The organism is Pectobacterium peruviense, from assembly GCF_003312355.2.
GTDB lineage: Bacteria > Pseudomonadota > Gammaproteobacteria > Enterobacterales > Enterobacteriaceae > Pectobacterium > Pectobacterium peruviense.
Map to the genome: position 1 here is coordinate 474,837 of NZ_CP161826.1, position 19,239 is coordinate 494,075.

19 protein-coding genes are annotated in these 19,239 nt (G+C 51.6%); 10 read left to right on the plus strand and 9 right to left on the minus strand.

Annotated elements, in window-relative coordinates; translation table 11 throughout:
* Positions 1-99 precede the first annotated feature (99 nt).
* Positions 100-1,326 carry an aspartate aminotransferase family protein gene (locus tag DUT67_RS02115; RefSeq protein ID WP_048262710.1) on the plus strand — a complete coding sequence of 409 codons (1,227 nt, stop codon included), beginning with the start codon at positions 100-102 and terminating at the stop codon, positions 1,324-1,326.
* A gap of 154 nt (positions 1,327-1,480) precedes the next feature.
* A protein-coding gene (locus DUT67_RS02120; protein WP_113628139.1) for an IS3 family transposase occupies positions 1,481-2,736 on the plus strand; the annotation gives its coding sequence in 2 pieces (ribosomal slippage) (positions 1,481-1,832 and positions 1,832-2,736; 1,257 coding nt in all).
* Positions 2,737-2,759: 23 nt separating this feature from the next.
* On the opposite strand, the gene crp is transcribed toward DUT67_RS02120, so the two are convergent.
* Entirely contained in the window at positions 2,760-3,392 is a 633-nt protein-coding gene (crp, locus tag DUT67_RS02125; protein WP_005969523.1) for a cAMP-activated global transcriptional regulator CRP, read from the minus strand.
* A gap of 375 nt (positions 3,393-3,767) precedes the next feature.
* On the opposite strand from crp, the gene DUT67_RS02130 reads away from it, so the two are divergent.
* Positions 3,768-4,175: an OsmC family protein gene (locus DUT67_RS02130; RefSeq protein ID WP_113633030.1), complete on the plus strand. Its 408-nt coding sequence runs from the start codon at positions 3,768-3,770 to the stop codon at positions 4,173-4,175.
* A gap of 108 nt (positions 4,176-4,283) precedes the next feature.
* Here the strand turns inward: DUT67_RS02130 and DUT67_RS02135 are convergent, their stop codons facing one another.
* From DUT67_RS02135 to DUT67_RS02145, 3 genes are all read right to left on the minus strand, one after another.
* A complete protein-coding gene (locus DUT67_RS02135; protein ID WP_113633031.1) occupies positions 4,284-5,153 on the minus strand; it encodes a phosphoribulokinase in 870 nt (289 codons plus the stop codon).
* 124 nt (positions 5,154-5,277) lie between these two features.
* Positions 5,278-5,514 (minus strand): YheU family protein, encoded by a 237-nt coding sequence (locus DUT67_RS02140; RefSeq protein WP_048262706.1) that lies wholly within the window; start codon positions 5,512-5,514, stop codon positions 5,278-5,280.
* A 1-nt stretch (position 5,515) separates the two neighbouring features.
* Entirely contained in the window at positions 5,516-6,535 is a 1,020-nt protein-coding gene (locus DUT67_RS02145; protein WP_113633032.1) for a hydrolase, read from the minus strand.
* Positions 6,536-6,641: 106 nt separating this feature from the next.
* Here DUT67_RS02145 and DUT67_RS02150 point away from each other — a divergent pair, with 106 nt between their 5' ends.
* Positions 6,642-7,244 (plus strand): LysE family translocator, encoded by a 603-nt coding sequence (locus tag DUT67_RS02150; protein ID WP_005969536.1) that lies wholly within the window; start codon positions 6,642-6,644, stop codon positions 7,242-7,244.
* A gap of 97 nt (positions 7,245-7,341) precedes the next feature.
* Here the strand turns inward: DUT67_RS02150 and DUT67_RS02155 are convergent, their stop codons facing one another.
* The 3 genes from DUT67_RS02155 to DUT67_RS02165 all read right to left on the minus strand — a co-directional run bounded on the left by DUT67_RS02155 (position 7,342) and on the right by DUT67_RS02165 (position 11,705).
* The gene (locus DUT67_RS02155; RefSeq protein WP_080965266.1) at positions 7,342-8,355 is read right to left on the minus strand and encodes a 5-bromo-4-chloroindolyl phosphate hydrolysis family protein; all 1,014 of its coding nucleotides are present in this window, start codon (positions 8,353-8,355) and stop codon (positions 7,342-7,344) included.
* A gap of 34 nt (positions 8,356-8,389) precedes the next feature.
* Positions 8,390-9,463: a toxic anion resistance protein gene (locus tag DUT67_RS02160; RefSeq protein WP_048262985.1), complete on the minus strand. Its 1,074-nt coding sequence runs from the start codon at positions 9,461-9,463 to the stop codon at positions 8,390-8,392.
* Between the two features lie 334 nt (positions 9,464-9,797).
* Entirely contained in the window at positions 9,798-11,705 is a 1,908-nt protein-coding gene (locus DUT67_RS02165; RefSeq protein WP_048262702.1) for an ABC transporter ATP-binding protein, read from the minus strand.
* 125 nt (positions 11,706-11,830) lie between these two features.
* On the opposite strand from DUT67_RS02165, the gene kefG reads away from it, so the two are divergent.
* The 4 genes from kefG (at position 11,831) to slyD (ending at position 15,157) form a co-directional block, all read left to right on the plus strand.
* Complete coding sequence (gene kefG / locus DUT67_RS02170) at positions 11,831-12,382, plus strand: glutathione-regulated potassium-efflux system ancillary protein KefG (RefSeq protein ID WP_015731339.1); 552 nt, start codon at positions 11,831-11,833, stop codon at positions 12,380-12,382.
* Between the two features lies 1 nt (position 12,383).
* Entirely contained in the window at positions 12,384-14,195 is a 1,812-nt protein-coding gene (gene kefB / locus DUT67_RS02175) for a glutathione-regulated potassium-efflux system protein KefB (protein WP_113633033.1), read from the plus strand.
* A 62-nt stretch (positions 14,196-14,257) separates the two neighbouring features.
* A complete protein-coding gene (locus tag DUT67_RS02180; protein WP_048262698.1) occupies positions 14,258-14,452 on the plus strand; it encodes a YheV family putative zinc ribbon protein in 195 nt (64 codons plus the stop codon).
* A 120-nt stretch (positions 14,453-14,572) separates the two neighbouring features.
* Entirely contained in the window at positions 14,573-15,157 is a 585-nt protein-coding gene (gene slyD / locus DUT67_RS02185) for a peptidylprolyl isomerase (RefSeq protein ID WP_048262697.1), read from the plus strand.
* Between the two features lie 138 nt (positions 15,158-15,295).
* Here slyD and DUT67_RS02190 read toward each other — a convergent pair whose 3' ends face one another.
* Entirely contained in the window at positions 15,296-15,514 is a 219-nt protein-coding gene (locus DUT67_RS02190; protein WP_048262695.1) for a protein SlyX, read from the minus strand.
* Between the two features lie 282 nt (positions 15,515-15,796).
* On the opposite strand from DUT67_RS02190, the gene fkpA reads away from it, so the two are divergent.
* Positions 15,797-16,615: an FKBP-type peptidyl-prolyl cis-trans isomerase gene (gene fkpA, locus DUT67_RS02195; protein ID WP_048262693.1), complete on the plus strand. Its 819-nt coding sequence runs from the start codon at positions 15,797-15,799 to the stop codon at positions 16,613-16,615.
* Between the two features lie 185 nt (positions 16,616-16,800).
* Here fkpA and DUT67_RS02200 read toward each other — a convergent pair whose 3' ends face one another.
* Positions 16,801-18,297, minus strand: a complete 1,497-nt coding sequence (locus tag DUT67_RS02200; protein WP_113633034.1) for a PLP-dependent aminotransferase family protein — start codon at positions 18,295-18,297, stop codon at positions 16,801-16,803.
* A gap of 103 nt (positions 18,298-18,400) precedes the next feature.
* On the opposite strand from DUT67_RS02200, the gene DUT67_RS02205 reads away from it, so the two are divergent.
* A complete protein-coding gene (locus DUT67_RS02205; protein ID WP_113633035.1) occupies positions 18,401-19,237 on the plus strand; it encodes a YggS family pyridoxal phosphate-dependent enzyme in 837 nt (278 codons plus the stop codon).
* Positions 19,238-19,239: the final 2 nt, after the last annotated feature.

Consider the following 19,239-nt stretch of genomic DNA (forward strand, 5'->3'; position numbering starts at 1 on the left):
TTCAATAGCCGATTTAAGATTGCCTGTGATTGATTTTTTATGCATATTTATTGACTATATTTTCATTTCGACATGATGGGCAGCAGAGTGAGGCAGCAAATGGCAGCAGAGCAGAAAGCAGTGACACGGGATACTCACGATAAAGTGATTTTGCCGGTTTATGCACCCGCGAAGTTTGTACCAGTGAAAGGTAAAGGGAGCCGCGTCTGGGATCAGGACGGTCGTGAATATATCGATTTCTCCGGTGGTATCGCCGTCACGGCGCTCGGTCACTGCCATCCTGCGCTGGTTAACGCATTGCAGCAGCAGGGCGAAAAACTGTGGCACACCAGCAATATTTTCACCAATGAGCCTGCGCTACGCCTTGCCAGCAAATTGATTGATGCCACTTTTGCTGACCGCGTGTTCTTTGTTAACTCCGGTGCAGAGGCAAACGAGGCCGCATTTAAGCTGGCGCGCCACTATGCGGTTAAACGCCATAGTCCATATAAAACCAAGATCATCGCCTTCTACAATGCGTTCCATGGCCGTACGCTGTTCACCGTTTCAGTTGGCGGACAGCCTAAATATGCCGATGGCTTCGGACCTAAGCCTGCGGATATTGTGCACGTTCCGTTCAACGATCTGGCGGCTGTTAAAGCGGTGATGGACGATCATACCTGTGCGGTCGTGCTGGAGCCGATTCAGGGCGAAGGCGGTATTACACCCGCGACGCCTGAGTTTTTACAGGGCGTTCGTGATTTGTGCGATCAACATAAAGCGCTGCTGGTGTTTGATGAAGTGCAGAGCGGGATGGGGCGTACCGGTAAATTATTCAGCTATATGCACTATGGTATTACGCCGGATATCCTGACAACGGCTAAAGCGTTGGGCGGTGGTTTCCCTATTAGTGCGATGCTGACGACGGAAGAGATCGCATCAGTCATGACCGTTGGGGTACACGGTACCACCTATGGCGGCAATCCTCTGGCCTGTGCGGTGGCGGAAGCCGCGCTGGATGTCATCAACACGCCAGAAGTATTGTCTGGTGTCGCGGATCGTCACGATCGTTTTATCAGTGAACTTGATAAAATCAACCAGCAGTATGGTGTATTTGATCAGGTTCGCGGTATGGGGCTTTTGCTGGGGGCTGAGCTGAAACCTCAATGGCATGGCCGTGCGGGCGAGTTCTTGGCTGCTGCAACGGCTCAGGGGCTGATGGTGTTGATGGCAGGGCCGAACGTGATCCGCTTTGTACCGTCTTTGATCATTGATGAAGATGATATCGCGCAGGGGATGGATAAATTCGCCAAAGCCGTCGCTCAAGTGGTTAACGCAGCACACTGATTACGCTCTCAACATCGCTTGCGACTTCCCGTTAGGTGGCGAGCAGGAAGCTCGGCATAAAAAAAGCGTGAGGCCGAGGCTTCACGCTTTTTTATTGGTAGTGATCCGTCCTGAATAGCGTTGACACGTCCCTGACTTAAATACGGAGAACGTGATGATGACTGAGTTCAAACGTACCCAACGTGATTATCCTCTATCCTTTAAAATAGCCGTCGTTGAACAGGTCGAAAAAGGCGAGATGACCTATAAACAGGCCCAGCAGCGATATGGCATTCAGGGGCGCTCCACCGTTCTTGTCTGGCTGCGTAAATATGGCCAGCTTGACTGGAGTCCCGGACTTCCTGACCTGATGAAAAGGAAACTGCTTGTGGCTCAGACAAATACCCCACTTACACCCGAGCAAAGAATCAAAGAACTTGAAGAGCAGCTTAAGCTGGCGAATCAGAAAGCTGAGTTTTTTGAATCTGTTATCAACGTCCTGAAAAATGATTACGGGGTAAGTGTCGTAAAAAAGCGGCCCGGCAAGTCCTTGCGCAGAGTCAGGCCCCAAAAGTCACCGTGACACGCGCATGCCAGCTCCTGGGGCACAGCAGACAGGCATGGTACCAGCATAATGCAAGGTGCAATAAACGACATGAACACAATAGTCAGGTTCTTGATTTTATTGCCCGAGTTCGGTGCCGTCAGCCACGTATAGGCACACGCAAACTCCACTCTCTGTTGAACCGTCAGGCAGGTGAAACACTCAATATCGGGCGTGACCGCCTGTTTAGCCTACTGGGTAAACACCGGCTTCTGGTACCCGTAAAGCGGGCATACCACAAAACGACCAACAGCCATCATCGTTTTTACCGGCATCCGAACTTGCTGAAGTCTGGCCCCGAACAGGTTACTGTCCTTCAGCCGGAGCAAGTCTGGGTCGCCGATATTACTTATCTACCAGTACGCAGTGGCACGGTCTATCTGAGTTTGGTCACGGATGCCTGTTCCAGAAAAATCATGGGTTACCATGTAGGGGATAATCTGCAAACTGAAAATGTGGTAAAAGCCTTCAAACGTGCGTTACGACAAAGAAAAACAAAAGGGCCGTTGATACACCACTCTGACAGAGGGCTACAATACTGTTCAGCGCTTTACCAGTCGGTACATGAGAGAAATGGGATAACCTGTTCAATGACAGATGGTTATGACTGCTATCAGAATGCGCTGGCTGAACGGATAAACGGCATCCTGAAAAATGAGTTTTTACTCTCTCGCCCAGCTAATCTGGCACAAGCGAGGAAAATGGTAAAAGAATCTGTGGCGATTTATAACCATGAGCGGCCACATCAGGCCCTGAAATACAAAACGCCCGATGAGGTTCATCAGGCGTTTTACAGGCAGAAAACTGTCAACCCATATCAGGACTAGTCATAGGGTACCGCGACAAGGGTTTAGCGAGTGCCGTAAACGACGATCGTTTTACCGTGCGCAGAGATCAGATTCTGGTCTTCTAACATTTTCAGAATGCGGCCCACGGTTTCACGCGAGCAGCCAACGATTTGCCCAATTTCCTGACGGGTAATTTTAATTTGCATGCCATCTGGATGCGTCATGGCATCAGGTTGTTTGGCCAGGTTGAGTAAGGTTTGGGCGATACGGCCGGTCACATCAAGGAAGGCGAGATTGCCGACTTTTTCTGAAGTAACCTGAAGTCTGTTTGCCATTTGCGCAGACAAGCGCATGAGGATATCCGGGTTAACCTGAATGAGCTGGCGGAATTTTTTATAGGAAATTTCAGCCACTTCACAGGCGGTTTTTGCCCGAACCCAGGCACTGCGTTCCTGACCTTCTTCAAACAGGCCGAGCTCACCAATAAAATCGCCCTGATTGAGGTAGGAAAGAATCATTTCCTTGCCTTCTTCATCTTTGATTAGCACTGCTACAGAGCCTTTCACGATGTAGTAAAGCGTTTCTGCTTTTTCACCTTGGTGAATCAGCGTGCTCTTCGATGGATACTTGTGAATATGACAATGGGAAAGGAACCATTCGAGAGTTGGGTCTGTCTGCGGTTTGCCGAGAACCATTCGCTATCATCCTCTGTTGTAATTCACTGCGCAAATTACAGGGGTCAGAGTTCCCTGTACGGCGTGTTTAACTGCTAAAAAAAATAAAATTCAGTCTAGGCAGAATGACGTCAGGGAATATACTGGAACCACTGTACCCTTGGTTTTTCGGTTGCTGCTTTGCCGCACCGTAAACGTGGCTGGGTATTTCTGGCTACGTCATCATCTTCTTCGTTTCTGGGTTTGTCCAGAAAAGGTCTATTCTATTTTCGTTTTAACACAGCTTTAAGGATGTGTCTTGTGTTGTCTCGCTTCAGCATGACAAAGCTCTGATTAACGCTGGTTTTTGTACAGTAACGGTATAAATTTTCAAAAAATTTTTAGTGGAGAGGCATCATGCAGGCTCGGGTAAAATGGGTTGAAGGCTTAACGTTTTTGGGCGAATCCTCATCGGGACATCAGGTATTGATGGACGGTAATTCTGGCGATAAAGCGCCCAGTCCGATGGAAATGGTGTTGATGTCCGTAGGGGGATGCAGCGCAATTGATGTGGTATCGATTCTGCAAAAGGGCCGTAATGATGTGGCGGATTGTGAGGTGAAATTAACCTCAGAGCGTCGGTCTGAAGCACCGCGCTTATTTACCCATATCAATCTGCATTTTATTGTGACGGGGAAAGGGCTGACCGATAAAGCCGTCGAACGTGCCGTCGAGCTGTCAGCGGAAAAATACTGTTCTGTGGCATTGATGCTGGGTAAAGCCGTTGAGGTGACACACAGTCACGAAATTAGAGTACTGCCATAATTCCTTTCTCTGAGCACTAATTCTGGTTACTTAAGCCCATTATTAGGGGAAACACAGGGGGGCCCGTAGAGAGGCCTCACCCTGTGGTCTCCGCGTGTATCTCGATGCTTATTCTATCGTTTTCCCTTCGATTAACCGCTGCACCAGCGGTGCCATGATTAATTCCATTGCCAGCCCCATTTTCCCGCCGGGAACGACCAACGTGTTGATGTGGGAGATAAACGAGCCCTGCAACATGGCGAGCAGATAGGGATAATCAATATTATCCAATCCCTGAAAGTGGATGACGACGAAGCTTTCATCCAGTGAGGGGATCGACTTGGCAGCAAACGGGTTGGAGGTATCCACGGTGGGTACGCGCTGGAAGTTGATATGGGTGCGAGAGAACTGCGGCGTGATATAGGTGATGTAGTCTTCCATGGAGCGGACAACGGAATCCATGACCGCTTCACGCGAGTGGCCGCGCTCATTGACGTCACGGATCAGCTTTTGTATCCACTCCAGGTTGACGATCGGCACCACACCGACGAGCAAATCGACATGCTGTGCCACATCATTTTGTTCGGTGACTACGCCGCCGTGCAGTCCTTCATAGAATAGGATGTCGGTAGGTTCTGGCATCGGTTCCCACGGTGTGAACGTCCCAGGAACCTGGTTATAGGGAATCGCTTCATCATAGGTATGAAGGTATTTACGCGTCTGACCACACCCATGTAGGCCATATTCAATAAACGACTGTTCCAGCAGGCTGAAATCATTCGCTTCTGGGCCGAAGTAGCTGATGTGGCGTCCTAAATCACGCGCTTTGCGGATTGCCATATCCATTTCCGGGCGGGTATAGCGGTGAAAGCTGTCACCTTCCAACTGGGCTGCGCGTAGGTCGAACTGTTGGAATATCTTACGGAAGGCCAGACTGGTGGTCGTGGTTCCCGCTCCGCTGGAGCCCGTAACCGCAATAATCGGATGTTGATGTGACATAAGGCGCGTGACTCCGTGATCTCGATGCCCGCATAGACTGAAAGCCTGCGCGCATTCTCAAAAATGACGTAATTGTTCCCATTGTTAGCATGTTTGACGCGTTCTTTCACGTCTTTCGCCATGCTCAATAAGGGGCATGTCCACCGGCATTGAGCTGACCGCGCGGCATAATGTTTAGCGTTTCATGTAACTCAGACCACACCAAAACGACTTCGCCGGATTGGAGCTGACTGCGGATATCTTCGACTTTCTGCGCCAGCGAGCGCTCCTGTTCGCCGTAATCGGTGCCTTCGCGCAGCACGAAAGATTCGATGATGTTATCCAGCGTTTCTGGATCGAGCTGTTGCCAGGGAATTATCACGCTATGTTTCCTGAGTAAAAATTGTTTCTGAATAAAAAGAACCGGTGGCGTGGTCCAAAAATGGACTAAGCCAATTGGGAATGCGCTGTTCCAGCCACATTTCCGGTTTCAGCAATGTTCCACCGACGAAGCCGACATGCCCACCGTGTTCCGTTAGCTGATACTCAATATTAGACGGTAACTGCGACAGATCGGGAATGACCTCGGACGTCATGAAAGGATCGTCCTTCGCGTGGATGATCAGCAGCGGTTTACGAATCTGAGGCAACAACGGCAGGGCGCTACAGCGTTTGTAATAGTCGGCCGCGTCGCGGAAACCGTGGATGCGTGAAGTAATGACATCATCAAACTCCCGTAGCTGGCGGATTCGCTTCAACTGCGGCAACTGAATCGGCAATGTGTCTGGGTAGGCTGCCAGCTTGCGGCCGGCATTTTGTTTCAACAGGTGCAGCAGGTAGTGCTGATAGACGCGGGAGAAACCTTGTTCCATCCGGCGGCTACAAGGTTCGAGCATCAATGGTGCGGAAACGATGACCGCGGCGGACAGGGAACAGGCTTCACCCTGCTGGCCGAGCAGATAGGCCAGCATGTTGCCGCCGAGAGAAACGCCGATGGCAGCGGTAGGAGCCTCACCCAGCGTCTCTTGCATCCAGCGCAGGAAATAGCTTGCATCACTGGTTTCGCCGGAGTGATAAATACGTTTCATCCGGTTGGGCTTCCCGCTGCACCCGCGAAAATGCATGATGACGGCCAGCCAGCCACGCTGTTTACAGGCATGTAGGAGACCGTGAGCGTAGGGGCTATGAAAGCTGCCTTCCAATCCGTGAAACAACACTACGCGTGGTTTATGCCTCGCCTGTTCGGGCGCTTCGCTCCACGCCAGATCGACGAAATCACCGTCCGGTAATTCGAGCGCTTGCCAGACAGGTGAGAACTGCGCGTGACGGCGAATCAAGCGTGGCAATAGCGTTTGCAGATGCGGATTATGGGCGCCGCTCAGCGGACGAAAATGGTCATGCATAAAGGATATGAAAATCTTGTTGTCGGCTCTTGTACGATCAATATCACACTGTTAGCTTCAATGCTGCCAGTTGGTACGACATTTGGGTCAGGAGCGCCCACAAATAATGGAACTGAGTTTATTTCTTTCGATGTTGGGTTTTTTGTGGGTAGCGGCTATCACACCGGGGCCGAATAATATGCTGTTGACCACCTCGGGCGCGAATTTTGGCTTTATGCGTTCACTGTGGTTGATGGTCGGCATCATGTTGGGCATGCAGAGCATTTTACTACTAGTAGCATTCGGCGTCGGTGGTTTGATTCTGATTTATCCTTCGCTGCACTTTATCCTGAAAGTCCTCGGTAGTGCCTATCTGCTCTGGCTGGCGTGGAAAATCGCCACGGCGGCTTACGAACGGCTGGAAACGTCCGTTGCGCCGCCCCAGCCGATACGGCTTTATCAAGGGTGGTTGCTGCAATTCCTGAACCCGAAAGCGTGGCTTATGGCGCTGGGCGCGGTTGCCAGCTTTAGTCTGGCTGGTGAAGGCTATAACCATTCTGTGATCGCGATAAGCATCGGCATTGTGCTGGTCAATCTGGTGTCCGGTGTCATCTGGCTTGGATTTGGCACGATGATTGGGCGACTGCTGCGCAGTAAGAAAGCGTGGATTATCTTCAACGTATCAATGGGGCTGCTGACCGCCGCTTGCGTGCTGTTGATTTGGCATTAATGCTGATCTGGCATTGATGCTGGTTTGATAACGTCGCGAGCGGTTTTTCGCTCGCGACTGAGGAAGCACACTGTCGGCTGCATACTATCAGTAGGAATTACTTATAACCGTCTGTTTTTAATAGATTATCAACAAGGTTGAGTTCGGCATCAAAATCCAGCGTATCGTTCTCCAGCAGTCGTGCGTGTTGTTGTTGAAAGGCGGAGCCCAGCGCTTTCAGTGCGGTAACATTCTTCAGCAGAAAATCGTCTGATTTGCCATGTTTCTCTAATTGGTTGGAAAGTCTGACAAATTCACCGGCCACTTTTTCTACGGCAGGAAGGTAGCGATTAAGAAACGCTGTTCCCGGCTCAACATCCTTGGGATCTTCCTTCATACACGTGACAATAAGCTGCGCATACTCAACGATCGTTTTCAGTTCGTCGAGAAGCTCGCTGGGGAGCTTCTGTAGGTTTTGCAACCGTACTATACGGCTCTCAAATGTAACGGCTTCCTGAACGGGTGGTGTAATAACGACCGGTGAAGGTTGAGGCGACATAGGTGCTGGTGCCGGAATGAGCGTTTTGGGTTGGTCTTTCCTTATTTTGAAAGCCGTTTTCCCTTGGTAATGGCTCATCGTACCTAGCACAATGCACGTGGCGAAGGCCGTATTATAGAAAGGGTGTTCACCAAACTGATGTGCATCGGTGTAGCCCATGATGATGATGAAAACTAAAAGAAACTGGATAACGGTGCCGAGACGAGGGTGGGAAATCTCGGAGCATGCTTTGATTATCCACCACGCTACGGCAATCCATCCCAGAACGAATAGGGCATCATGCGCAATGAACCAAATTACGCCAGCCACAAGTGGCCAAATCATATCAACCTGAGACCGTGTAAAGGCGTACCACAGCAGAATTAAGCTGAAAGCATTCACAATGAAAACACAGGTTTGAACGTTTTTATCCGCCATGAGGTCTGGATATAATTCACCTAGAAACACTATAGTGATGAGCGTAGAGACGATAAAAGCAGCGCAGACTAATCCCCAGAGCTTAAGCAGCGTCAGGCACAAACGACCTAGTTTCTTTTGCCATCCCTCATCTGGAGGGGAAGATGCGTTTTGCATATTCAATAAAGACCACTTATCAAAACGAAATTATTTATGCAGAACGTTGCTGCATCGCGTGTTGTTGGTTCGCTGCAATCTCGGCCAGACGCGTTCTTAGCTCTGTTTCCATCGTGCCCAGTTCTTTCTCTACATCAGTGCGACGTACTCTGGCGTCATTGGCAATCGTGACGGTTTCTTCGATGGTGTTCAGAAGGCGGCTTTGCACTTCGCGTAAGGTTTCGATGTCCACAATCGAGCGTTCGACTTCCCGCGCGGTTTCAACGGTACCGAGCTGGAGCATTTCTGCATTTCTCCTCAGCATGGCATTGGTGGTATCAGAGACTTCTTTTTGCAGTTTTGCCGATTTGCGCTGTGAATGCAGCGTTATCGCCATCACGATCTGGCTCTTCCACAACGGGATCGTAGAGAGAATGCTGCTCTGAATTTTCTCGGCGAGCGACTGGCTATTACTTTGCATCAAACGAATTTGAGGCGCGGTTTGGATCGCGATGGTGCGTGACATCATCAGGTCGTGTAGTCGTCTTTCAAAGCGCTGTATGTTGCTCACTAAATCACGCACGTACTGCATATCCATCGGGTCGTTGGTACGCTGTGCTTTTTCCTGTGCGGCGGTCAGATCGCCAGACTGAATGGCTGCCAATTTCTGTTTACCGGCAATGATATGCAGCGTGATTTGTTGAAAATACTCGCGGTTGCGTATGAAAAGCTGTTCCAGCGTGGAGATATTGCGCAATAGCTCCATCATGGCGCTTTCGAGTTTTTTAGAAACGGTATCAACCTGCTGCGCCAGCGTTTGATACTCCAGCAGCGTACGTTGGATGGTGCTGAACAATTTCCCTATCAATGGGAATGAGGCGAGGAAGCTTTGCTTAGTGTCAAAAACGGTGAGGTCAACCGACTTTACTTTCATCAGAAGGTCTGTCAACTGTTCACCAATCACGCCTGCATCCTTCGCTCTGACTTCTTGCATTAAGGATTCTGAAAAGCGCGAAATATTACCCATCGTGTTTGCTGCATAAGAGATGGAAAGCATAGGGTCAGTAATATCAATTTTATTGACCAGTACCGAGACTTCGCTTTTTTCCTGCTCGCTAAGTTGCGACATGTTTAATTCAGATAACGCATCGCTTGCTGTCGTGGTGACGGCGTTGTTGCCGGAAGCTGTGAGCGTAGCAGAGAGCGAATCAGTAGAAACAGACGGCGTATTTTCCATCATAAATATTGTCCTTGCCTTATTGTCCGGCCGTTTTATGCCTTGCGGCCTTCAATGTCAGTGAATAGGTAAGTGTGTAGAAATCAGTAGATTAATCACTAAATATTACCTTGGGGGAATATTGCGCTCAATGCGCTTTATCATCACTTTTTAAGATAATGTCGTGAGAAGGAAAGAAAAACGTGGGAAAGCGAGCGGGGGCTACCCGCTCGTAGGGAAATACCACTTACTCGCTTTGCATCATCTGCTCTAGCTGTTCCTGCGCGTCTAGCCAGGACAGCTCTGTTTCTTCCAGCTCGATTTTAACTTTGGTTTGCTGTTGCAGGCAGTCGGTGAGTTCGGCTTTGCGGCTGATATCATAGATGGCACTGTCCGCCAGCCGAGCTTCCAGTGCTGCGAGCGTTTCTCCCAGTTTTTCCATCTGCTGTTCAAGCTTGGTGATCTGCTTACGCAGCGGCTGCGTTTGCGTTCTCAACTCGGCTTCGCGACGTTTCTGATCTTTTCTACCCTGCGCGCTATTGGCGGCATTTTCTTTTGGCGTTTCATCGGCCGCATTTTCCTGACGTTGAAGGCCGACCAGCCACTGTTGGTAGTCTTCCAAGTCGCCATCGAACGGTTCGACTTTTTGGTCGTGTACCAGATAGAGATCGTCGGTGGTGGAACGGATCAGGTGTCGATCGTGCGAGACGACAACCAGCGCGCCTTCAAAATCGATTAACGCTTCGGTCAACGCCTGACGCATATCGAGATCGAGGTGGTTGGTCGGTTCGTCGAGTAGTAGGAGATTCGGACGCTGCCAGACGATCAGCGCCAGCACCAGACGGGCTTTTTCGCCGCCGGAGAAGCGCTCGGTGATCTCGGTGACTTTGTCGCCCTGAAAACCGAAGCCGCCGAGGTAGTCGCGCAGTTGCTGCTCTGTTTCTCGTTCTGCCAGACGCACCAGGTGTTGCAAGGGTGACTCGTCTGCACGCAGGAACTCTAGCTGATGCTGGGCGAAATAACCGAGCTTAACGCCTTTCGCGAGCCCAATTTCCCCTTTCAGCGGGGCAAGCGTGCCAGCAAGCAGCTTGATCAGCGTTGATTTACCCGCGCCGTTATGGCCAAGCAGCCCGATGCGGGAGCCTGGCACTAAATTGAGTTTGATGGATTCGAGAATCAGCGTGTCGTTGTAGCCTGCGCTGACCTTTTCCATCTTCATGAGAGGATTGGGCAACGACTCCGGGGCGCGAAAGCTGAAGCGGAAAGGGTTATCGACATGCGCCGGCGCAATCATCTCCATGCGTTCCAGCATTTTTATTCGGCTTTGGGCCTGCTTGGCTTTGGTCGCTTGCGCACGGAACCGATCAATGTAGTGTTGTAGATGCGCGACACGTTCCTGTTGGTGCTCATAAAGCGATTGCTGCTGTGCGAGACGGGTAGCGCGCTGGCGTTCAAACGAGGAATAGTTGCCGGTGTACTCGTTGAGCGACTGTTGCTCGATGTGCAGAATCTTGGTCACTACCGGATCGAGGAAGTCACGGTCGTGCGAGATCAGAACCAGAGTACCAGCGTAGTTTTTCAGCCATTTCTCCAGCCAGATTACCGCATCCAGATCGAGGTGGTTGGTCGGTTCATCCAGCAGCAGCAAGTCTGAACGGCAAATCAGCGCCTGTGCCAGATTCAGACGCATCCGCCAGCCGCCGGAAAAGGCGCTGACAGGCTGTTGCAACTGTGGCTGAGAAAACCCTAATCCGCTGAGCAGGCTCGACGCTCTGGCTTGTATCGTCCAAGCCTGAATGGCATCCAGTTTGCCGTGCAGGGTGGCAATAGCGTTGCCGTCGTTCTCTTCGTTGGCGGTCTGTAACGCGGCTTCCAGTTGACGAAACTCGCGGTCACCGTCAATGACGTAGTCCAGCGCCGGTTTGTCCAATGCTGGGGTTTCCTGATTGACCCAGGCCAGTGACCAGTTTTGTGGGAATGTCGCGCTACCACCGTCGGCGGTGATTTCACCTTTGAGTAATGACAGCAGCGTAGATTTACCACAGCCATTTTTGCCAACCAGACCGACTTTCTGGCCAGGATTAACCGTTGCTGTCGCGTTGTCGATCAGAACGCGTACACCACGTCGAATTTGCAGCGAAGAGAAAACAATCATAAAGCGCCGTATGTTCAGAGTATGTTAAATTATGGACATATCAGGACACGGGGTGTCCTGTTTTTAGTCGTTGCGCTGCATGGTAACGGAAAACGATTATCATGACGACGCTTTGGAGGGGAATGATGTCGCAGCCACCGAAGATTTTGCTGCTGTATGCCCATCCGGAACCACAGGACTCGGTCGCAAACCGCGTCTTATTGCAACCGGCGCAGCAGTTGGCAAATGTAACCGTGCACGATCTTTATGCACACTATCCTGATTTTTTTATCGATATTCATCACGAACAACAGTTGCTGCGCGAGCATCAGATCATTGTTTTCCAACACCCGTTTTACACCTATAGCTGTCCGGCTTTACTGAAAGAGTGGCTCGATAGGGTGTTATCCCGTGGTTTTGCCAATGGGATTGGCGGCAATGCATTGGCGGGCAAATACTGGCGTTCGGTGATTACGACCGGCGAACCGGAAGATGCCTACCATGCGGATGGCAATAATCGCTACCCGATGGAAGATTTGCTACGCCCGTTTGAGCTGACGGCCGCCATGTGCCGTATGCACTGGATGCGCCCCATGATTGTTTACTGGGCACGTCGTTTACAGCCCGATGTGTTATCGAGTCAAGCCAGAGCTTACGGTGAATGGCTATCCTCACCTTTATCTGAAGAGGAACGCTAATATGGAGAGTTCTGCGCTACTGACTGCCGGAGTCTTGTTTTTGTTTGTGGCGGTAGTAGCCGTACCGATCGCTGCCCGATTAGGGATTGGCGCCGTATTGGGCTATTTGATCGCCGGGATCGCCATTGGCCCTTGGGGGCTCGGCTTTATCCGTGACGTGGAAGCTATCCTGCACTTCTCTGAGCTGGGTGTGGTTTTCCTGATGTTCATCATCGGTCTGGAATTGAATCCGGGAAAGCTGTGGACGCTACGTCGTTCAATCTTCGGCGTTGGGGTGGCTCAGGTTGGCCTCAGCGCGTTGATTTTAGGCGGAGCCTTATATCTGACTGATTTCTCGTGGCAGTCTGCGCTGATTGGTGGTGTGGGGCTGGCGATGTCGTCAACGGCCATGGCGCTGCAACTGATGCGCGAAAAAGGCATGAACCGCAATGAATCGGGACAGCTTGGCTTTTCTGTGCTGCTTTTTCAAGATCTTGCGGTGATTCCCGCGTTGGCGTTGATTCCTATTCTCGCTGGGGTGCAGGGTGACTTCGGCGATTGGGAACGGATTGGACTGAAGGTTGCTGCGTTTCTCGGCATGCTAATCGGTGGGCGCTATCTGGTACGTCCGCTGTTCCGTTTTATTGCGGCATCCGGCGTGCGCGAAGTATTCACTGCCGCTGCGTTGTTGCTGGTGCTAGGTTCTGCGCTGTTTATGGAAGCATTAGGTCTTTCTATGGCGTTAGGCACCTTTATCGCCGGTATTCTATTGGCGGAAAGTGAGTATCGGCATGAACTGGAAATTGCGATTGAGCCGTTCAAAGGGTTGTTGCTTGGGCTGTTCTTTATTTCTGTAGGAATGGCGCTAAATCTCGGGATCCTCTACACCCACATCGTGAAGATTATGATTGCGGTATTGGTGCTGGTAGCGGTGAAAGCAGCTGTACTTTATCTCCTTGCGCGGATTAACCGAATGCGCCGTTCCGAACGCTTGCAGTTTGCTGGCGTGCTGAGTCAGGGCGGCGAGTTCGCTTTCGTTCTGTTTTCCGCTGCGGCTTCATTCAACGTATTGAAAGGTGAGCAACTGCCGCTGCTGCTGGTGACGGTGACGCTATCGATGATGACGACGCCTCTACTGATGCAGGTGATAGACCGCATTCTGGCGCGTCGTTATAACGTGCAGGATGTGCCGGATGAGAAACCGTATGTCGAAGATGACGAGCCGCAGGTCATTGTGGTGGGCTTCGGACGTTTTGGACAGGTGATCAGCCGTTTGCTCATGGCGAACAAAATGCGGATTACGGTTTTAGAGCGCGATATCAGCGCCGTCAGCCTGATGCGTAGCTATGGTTATAAAGTTTATTATGGTGATGCCACGGAATTGGAACTGCTGCGTTCGGCGGGGGCGGATAAAGCACGCTCGATTGTGATTACCTGTAATACGCCGGAAGATACGATGGAAATTGTACATCTGTGCCAGCAACATTTTCCGAATTTGGAGATTTTGGCACGGGCGCGTGGGCGTGTTGAAGCCCATGAATTGCTGCAAACTGGCGTAAGGCATTTCTCGCGTGAAACCTTTTCCAGCGCCCTGGAATTGGGGCGGAAAACATTGGTAACGTTAGGCATGCATCCCCATCAGGCGATGCGCGCACAGCAGCATTTTCGCCGCCTTGATATGCGTATGCTGCGTGAGCTGGTACCGCAACTGACGGGAGATGTCGCACAGATTTCTCGTGTGAAAGAGGCGCGCCGTGAGCTGGAAGATATTTTCCAGCGGGAAATGCAGCGTGAGCGTCGTCGGCCAAGTGTGTGGGATGAGGACGACGAGTAAGAATCAATAACGCCTATCTGAATAGGTTATAGGTGCTGGAACGGAGAGGAGTGGGAGCGAGCATGCGTAAACGTTTTATTGCCGGGGCGGTGTGCCCGACGTGTCAGGCTCAGGACACGCTAGCGGTTGGACGAGAGGATGAGGCTGAGGTGGTGGTGTGCGTAAAGTGCGGATATCGCCAGAGTCGGGCAGATGAACCCACGACGGCACCCGCCCCGCAGGCTAGCGATATTATCGGGATCTTCCGGCCAGAGTGATGGAAGAATGTCATGGTGGCATTGTCACCAACCGTTGACGTTTTTTGATTCCAGACGGTACATAGGGACATTTTTCAGCTACAATTTGCGCCAGTTTGATTTCCAACGGTAGGAGATATCATGAAAGTAGCAAAAGATCTGGTGGTCAGCCTGGCCTATCAGGTACGTACAGAAGACGGTGTGTTGGTTGATGAGTCTCCGGTGAGCGCGCCGTTGGACTATCTGCATGGTCACGGTTCCCTGATTTCAGGTCTGGAAACTGCGTTGGAAGGCCGTGAAGCTGGCGAAACGTTTGATGTGAACATTGGTTCCAGCGACGCTTACGGCAACTATGATGAGAATCTGGTTCAGCGCGTACCGAAAGATGTCTTTATGGGCGTTGACGAGCTGCAGGTTGGCATGCGTTTCCTGGCTGAGACCGATCAGGGTCCAGTTCCAGTTGAAATTACCGAAGTTGAAGATGAGCACGTTGTTGTCGACGGCAACCACATGCTGGCAGGCCAGAATCTGAGCTTCCACGTTGAAGTGATTGCCATTCGCGAAGCGACGGAAGAAGAATTGGCTCACGGTCACGTTCATGGCGAACACGATCATGAACACGGCGACGGCTGCTGTGGCGGTCACGGCCATGACCACGATCATGACCATGATCACCAACATGGTAAAGGCGGCTGCGGCGGCAACGGTGGATGTGGCTGCCACTAATTACACTAATTAGTTGTAGTGCATAAAAAAACCTCAGGTTGATGAATATCACCTGAGGTTTTTTTATATCTGGCCTGTAGTAAGCACCGATAGAGTAAGCACCGATATAGTAAGCGCAGATACCACGTGGCTCGGGCCTCAATAATGCGGAGGTGGCGTTTCTTCCGACTGGGAAGCAACAAGCGACGTTTGCTGATTGCGCAGTCTGTCGGTGAGTAGACGGACGTGCTCACGCAAGCGGCTAATTTCCCGCTCGTGTTGAATCACCGTTTGGTTAAGGTCTTCTATGGTTAATTCCTGGAAAGCCTGTCGGCTTTCCAATTGTTCAAGCCGTTCTTCGAGTGCTGATGGTGACATCGGTATTCCCCTTACTTCTTGTTACCCGCGAGTTTGTCAGAAAGCGGAAACTTCTGGTAGTAAAAACGGTCGCAGTAGGGCGCAATGACGTATCCGGAATGGGGCATATCGTTGCCAGATGGCCTTAGGACGATACAAATGGTGTCGGAAAAGCTTCCTGACGTTTTTTATCAAAGGATTGTCGAGTGCGTCGTTGTGTTGTCTTCGTCCGCACAGTTATAGTAGGCGCGAATTTATTTTAATGATGGCTGGAGCGTGTCGCTCCAGATGCTGGAGAAATGGATGAAATCACTGTTTAAAGTAACGCTGTTAGCAACAACGATGGCTCTGGCTCTGAACGCGGGCCAGGCTCTGGCGGCAGACAAAGCACAGGCGTCTGAGAGCACTGCGGCAGCCAAATTCAAGAACGATGAGCAGGCAGCGGCTTATGCGTTAGGTGCATCTTTAGGGCGTTATATGGATAACTCTCTGAAAGAGCAAGAAAAATTAGGTATCAAACTGGATAAGGATCAGCTGATTGCTGGCGTTCAGGATGCCTTTGCTGATAAGAGCAAGCTGACTGACGAAGAAATCGAAAAAACGCTGCAAGGCTTTGAAGGTAAAGTAAAAGCTGCTGCTGAAGCCAAGATGAAGCAAGATGCGAAAGATAACGCTGATAAAGGCACCAAGTATCTTGAGTCCTTCGCCAAAGAAAAAGGCGTGAAGAAAACTGAATCTGGCCTTCTGTATCAGGTTGAGAAAGAAGGTAGCGGCAGTGCGCCGAAAGACAGCGATACCGTAGTTGTTAACTACAAAGGTACGCTGGTTGACGGTAGCGAGTTCGACAACTCCTACAAACGTGGTGAGCCGCTTTCTTTCCGTCTGGACGGTGTGATCCCAGGTTGGACTGAAGGTCTGAAGCACGTTAAGAAAGGCGGCAAAATCAAGCTGGCTATCCCACCAGCGCTGGCCTATGGTGAAACCGGTGTGCCTGGCATTCCGGCTAACTCTACGCTGGTGTTTGACGTTGAACTGTTGGACATTAAATCTGAAGCTGACCTGAAAGCAGCCGATGATGCGAAAGCTGAAAAACCAGCTGCCGCAGAGAAAACCGCTAAATAAGCATCGCTGTTATGGCGATATGACCGCAGGCTTGGCCTGCGGTTTTTTTTGTGTTTCACAATCACGTCCCTGCCACCGAATCCCTTTTCCAGCTACTCATCTTTCGATGACGCTTAGCTTCAGTCTGACCGATATTTTCCCACTGACTGTACGGCTCATACCTATCATCCACCGCTTACCACCTATTAGCGGCACAGCGCACGTAGCACCTTCGCCAACGTCTTGACGGCAATTTCCAGTTCATGCGGAGCGTGGGCAGCAAATCCCATGAGGAAACCTGCTTTATGCTGGCCCGACGCATACAGCGCTGTTAGCCCGAGTAGATCGATACCGGCCCGGCGTGCGGATTCCACCGCATCGTGTTCAGGGATGTCGCGGATGAAGATACAGGGCATCTGCATGCCTCCGGTCGGCACCCGTGGCTCTACGAAATCAGCCAGATGCTGGCGAACCAGTTGTGCCAGCACATCGCGGCGTTTCGCGTAAATGGTGCGCATCGTGCGTACATGGGCACCGAAGTGGCCGCCTTCGATAAAGCGTGCCAGCGTGAGCTGCGGAATCGGTGCGCTGTGCCCATCCATCAAGGTACGGCCCACGGTCATCGGTGCGACCAACTGCGGTGGCAGTACCATGTAGCCGATGCGCAGGCCGGGAAACAGCGATTTGGTGAAGGTACCGATATAGATCGTGCGATCGTGCGGGTCGAGTCCCTGTACGCAGGCGGTGGGTTTGCCCGCGTAGTGAAACTCGCTGTCGTAGTCGTCTTCAATAATCCAGCTTTGGTGCTGCCTAGCCCATTCGATAACCGCCAGCCTTCGGTCCAACGCCAGCGTCGCGCCCGTTGGAAACTGGTGTGAGGGCGTGAGGAATACGGCTTTAACGGTCGCATTGTGTCCGCTGCTTGCTTCAAGCAGGTGATCGACCTGCAAACCATCGGCATCTAACGGTATTGGAACGCACGCGAGCCCTGCGGCCTCGAATGCCTTGCGTGCGCCGTGGTACACCGGATCTTCAAGGAAGATCCTATCGCCAGCATCCATCAGCACATTCGCGCACAGAGTGAGTGCTTGCTGGGAACTGGTCAACACTAACACGCGGTCTGGCGTGGCGCGGGCTCCTCGTTCGAGATTGACATAATCTGCGATGGCTCGTCTCAGCGTTTCCATACCCTGCGGCGGGCTGTGTAACAGCGCTTTAGTGCCATATTCTTTTAGCACCTGCCGCTCTAGTCGTTCCCACGTCTGGAGGGGAAAGCTGCGTGTTTCCGGCACGCCGGGCGCGAACGCTCGCGGTATGATGAAATCTCGTACACCGCCATTTTGGAACATGGCGCTGCCGCGTTGACTGAGACGCAGCTCTGCTTTGCTATCTCCTGTTTTCCTGGCTTTACCACGTCCTGACAGACGTTTTGCCCGCTCTGACACGAAACTGCCGCTGCCAACGCGACGCTCAATGAACCCTTCTGCATGCAGCTGGCTGTAAGCCGATTCGATCGTATCACGTGATACCTCCAGCGATGTAGCCAGCGCGCGTGAAGCGGGTAAGGGTTTTCCCACATCGAGAATGCCATCGAGGATGAGCTGACGAATCGCCCGCTGGATACGAGCATGCAGTGGCAAAGCGCCGTGCGCGGGATCGCCAATCCAGGCTTTGACAGATTCGAGCTGGGCGTGTCTGAACAATTGGTCTGCCTCTTATAAGAAAAATGGTGGGGAACATCCGGCTATTTTAAATCTATAAATACGTTTCACAATCCATTCATCCTCTTTATCAGGAGTTAGGCTGATGCCGATATCTTCCGATACACCCACTCGCCACGATAGTCACGGTCGCTACCCTGAAGCCGCCACGGTTGAGGATTTTCAACGTAATCTGGCGGCAGTACAGATGCGCATCGCGGCGGCTTGTCACCGCGTTGGCCGCGATCCTGCAACCGTGCGCTTGCTGCCAGTCAGCAAGACCAAGCCAGAAAATCGCCTGCGTATGGCCCATATAGCAGGCTGCCGGATATTGGGTGAGAACAAGGTGCAGGAGGCGTACCGCAAATGGGAAGCCATGCAGGACTTAGCCGACTTACAGTGGTCAGTCATTGGCCACCTACAAACCAACAAGGCTAAGCTGGTGGCACGCTTCGCTAGCGAATTTCAGGCTTTGGATAGCCTGAGACTGGCTGAAGCGTTGGATCGTCGCTTGCACGTTGAAGGTCGCTCACTGGATGTCTTCGTGCAGGTTAACACCTCTGGTGAGGCGAGTAAGTACGGCCTGTCTCCTGAAGACGTTCCTGCTTTTATTCAGGCGCTTCCCACATTCTCTGCGCTACGTGTGCGTGGGCTCATGACGCTGGCGTTGTTCTCCAGCGAGGCAGAACGCGTGCGCCAGTGTTTTATTCGACTGCGTAACCTGCGCGATCGGTTACAGCAAAACGTGCCTGTCGGTATTCGACTGGATGAATTATCCATGGGGATGTCCGGCGATTTTGAAATCGCGATCGAGGAAGGTGCCACCGTAGTACGCGTCGGTCAGGCGATCTTCGGTGCACGCCCTTTGCCGGATAGCTACTACTGGCCTGATGAAACCACCACCGAAGTCTCCCCTTTAAAAAAACCAACGATTAACGCATAGGA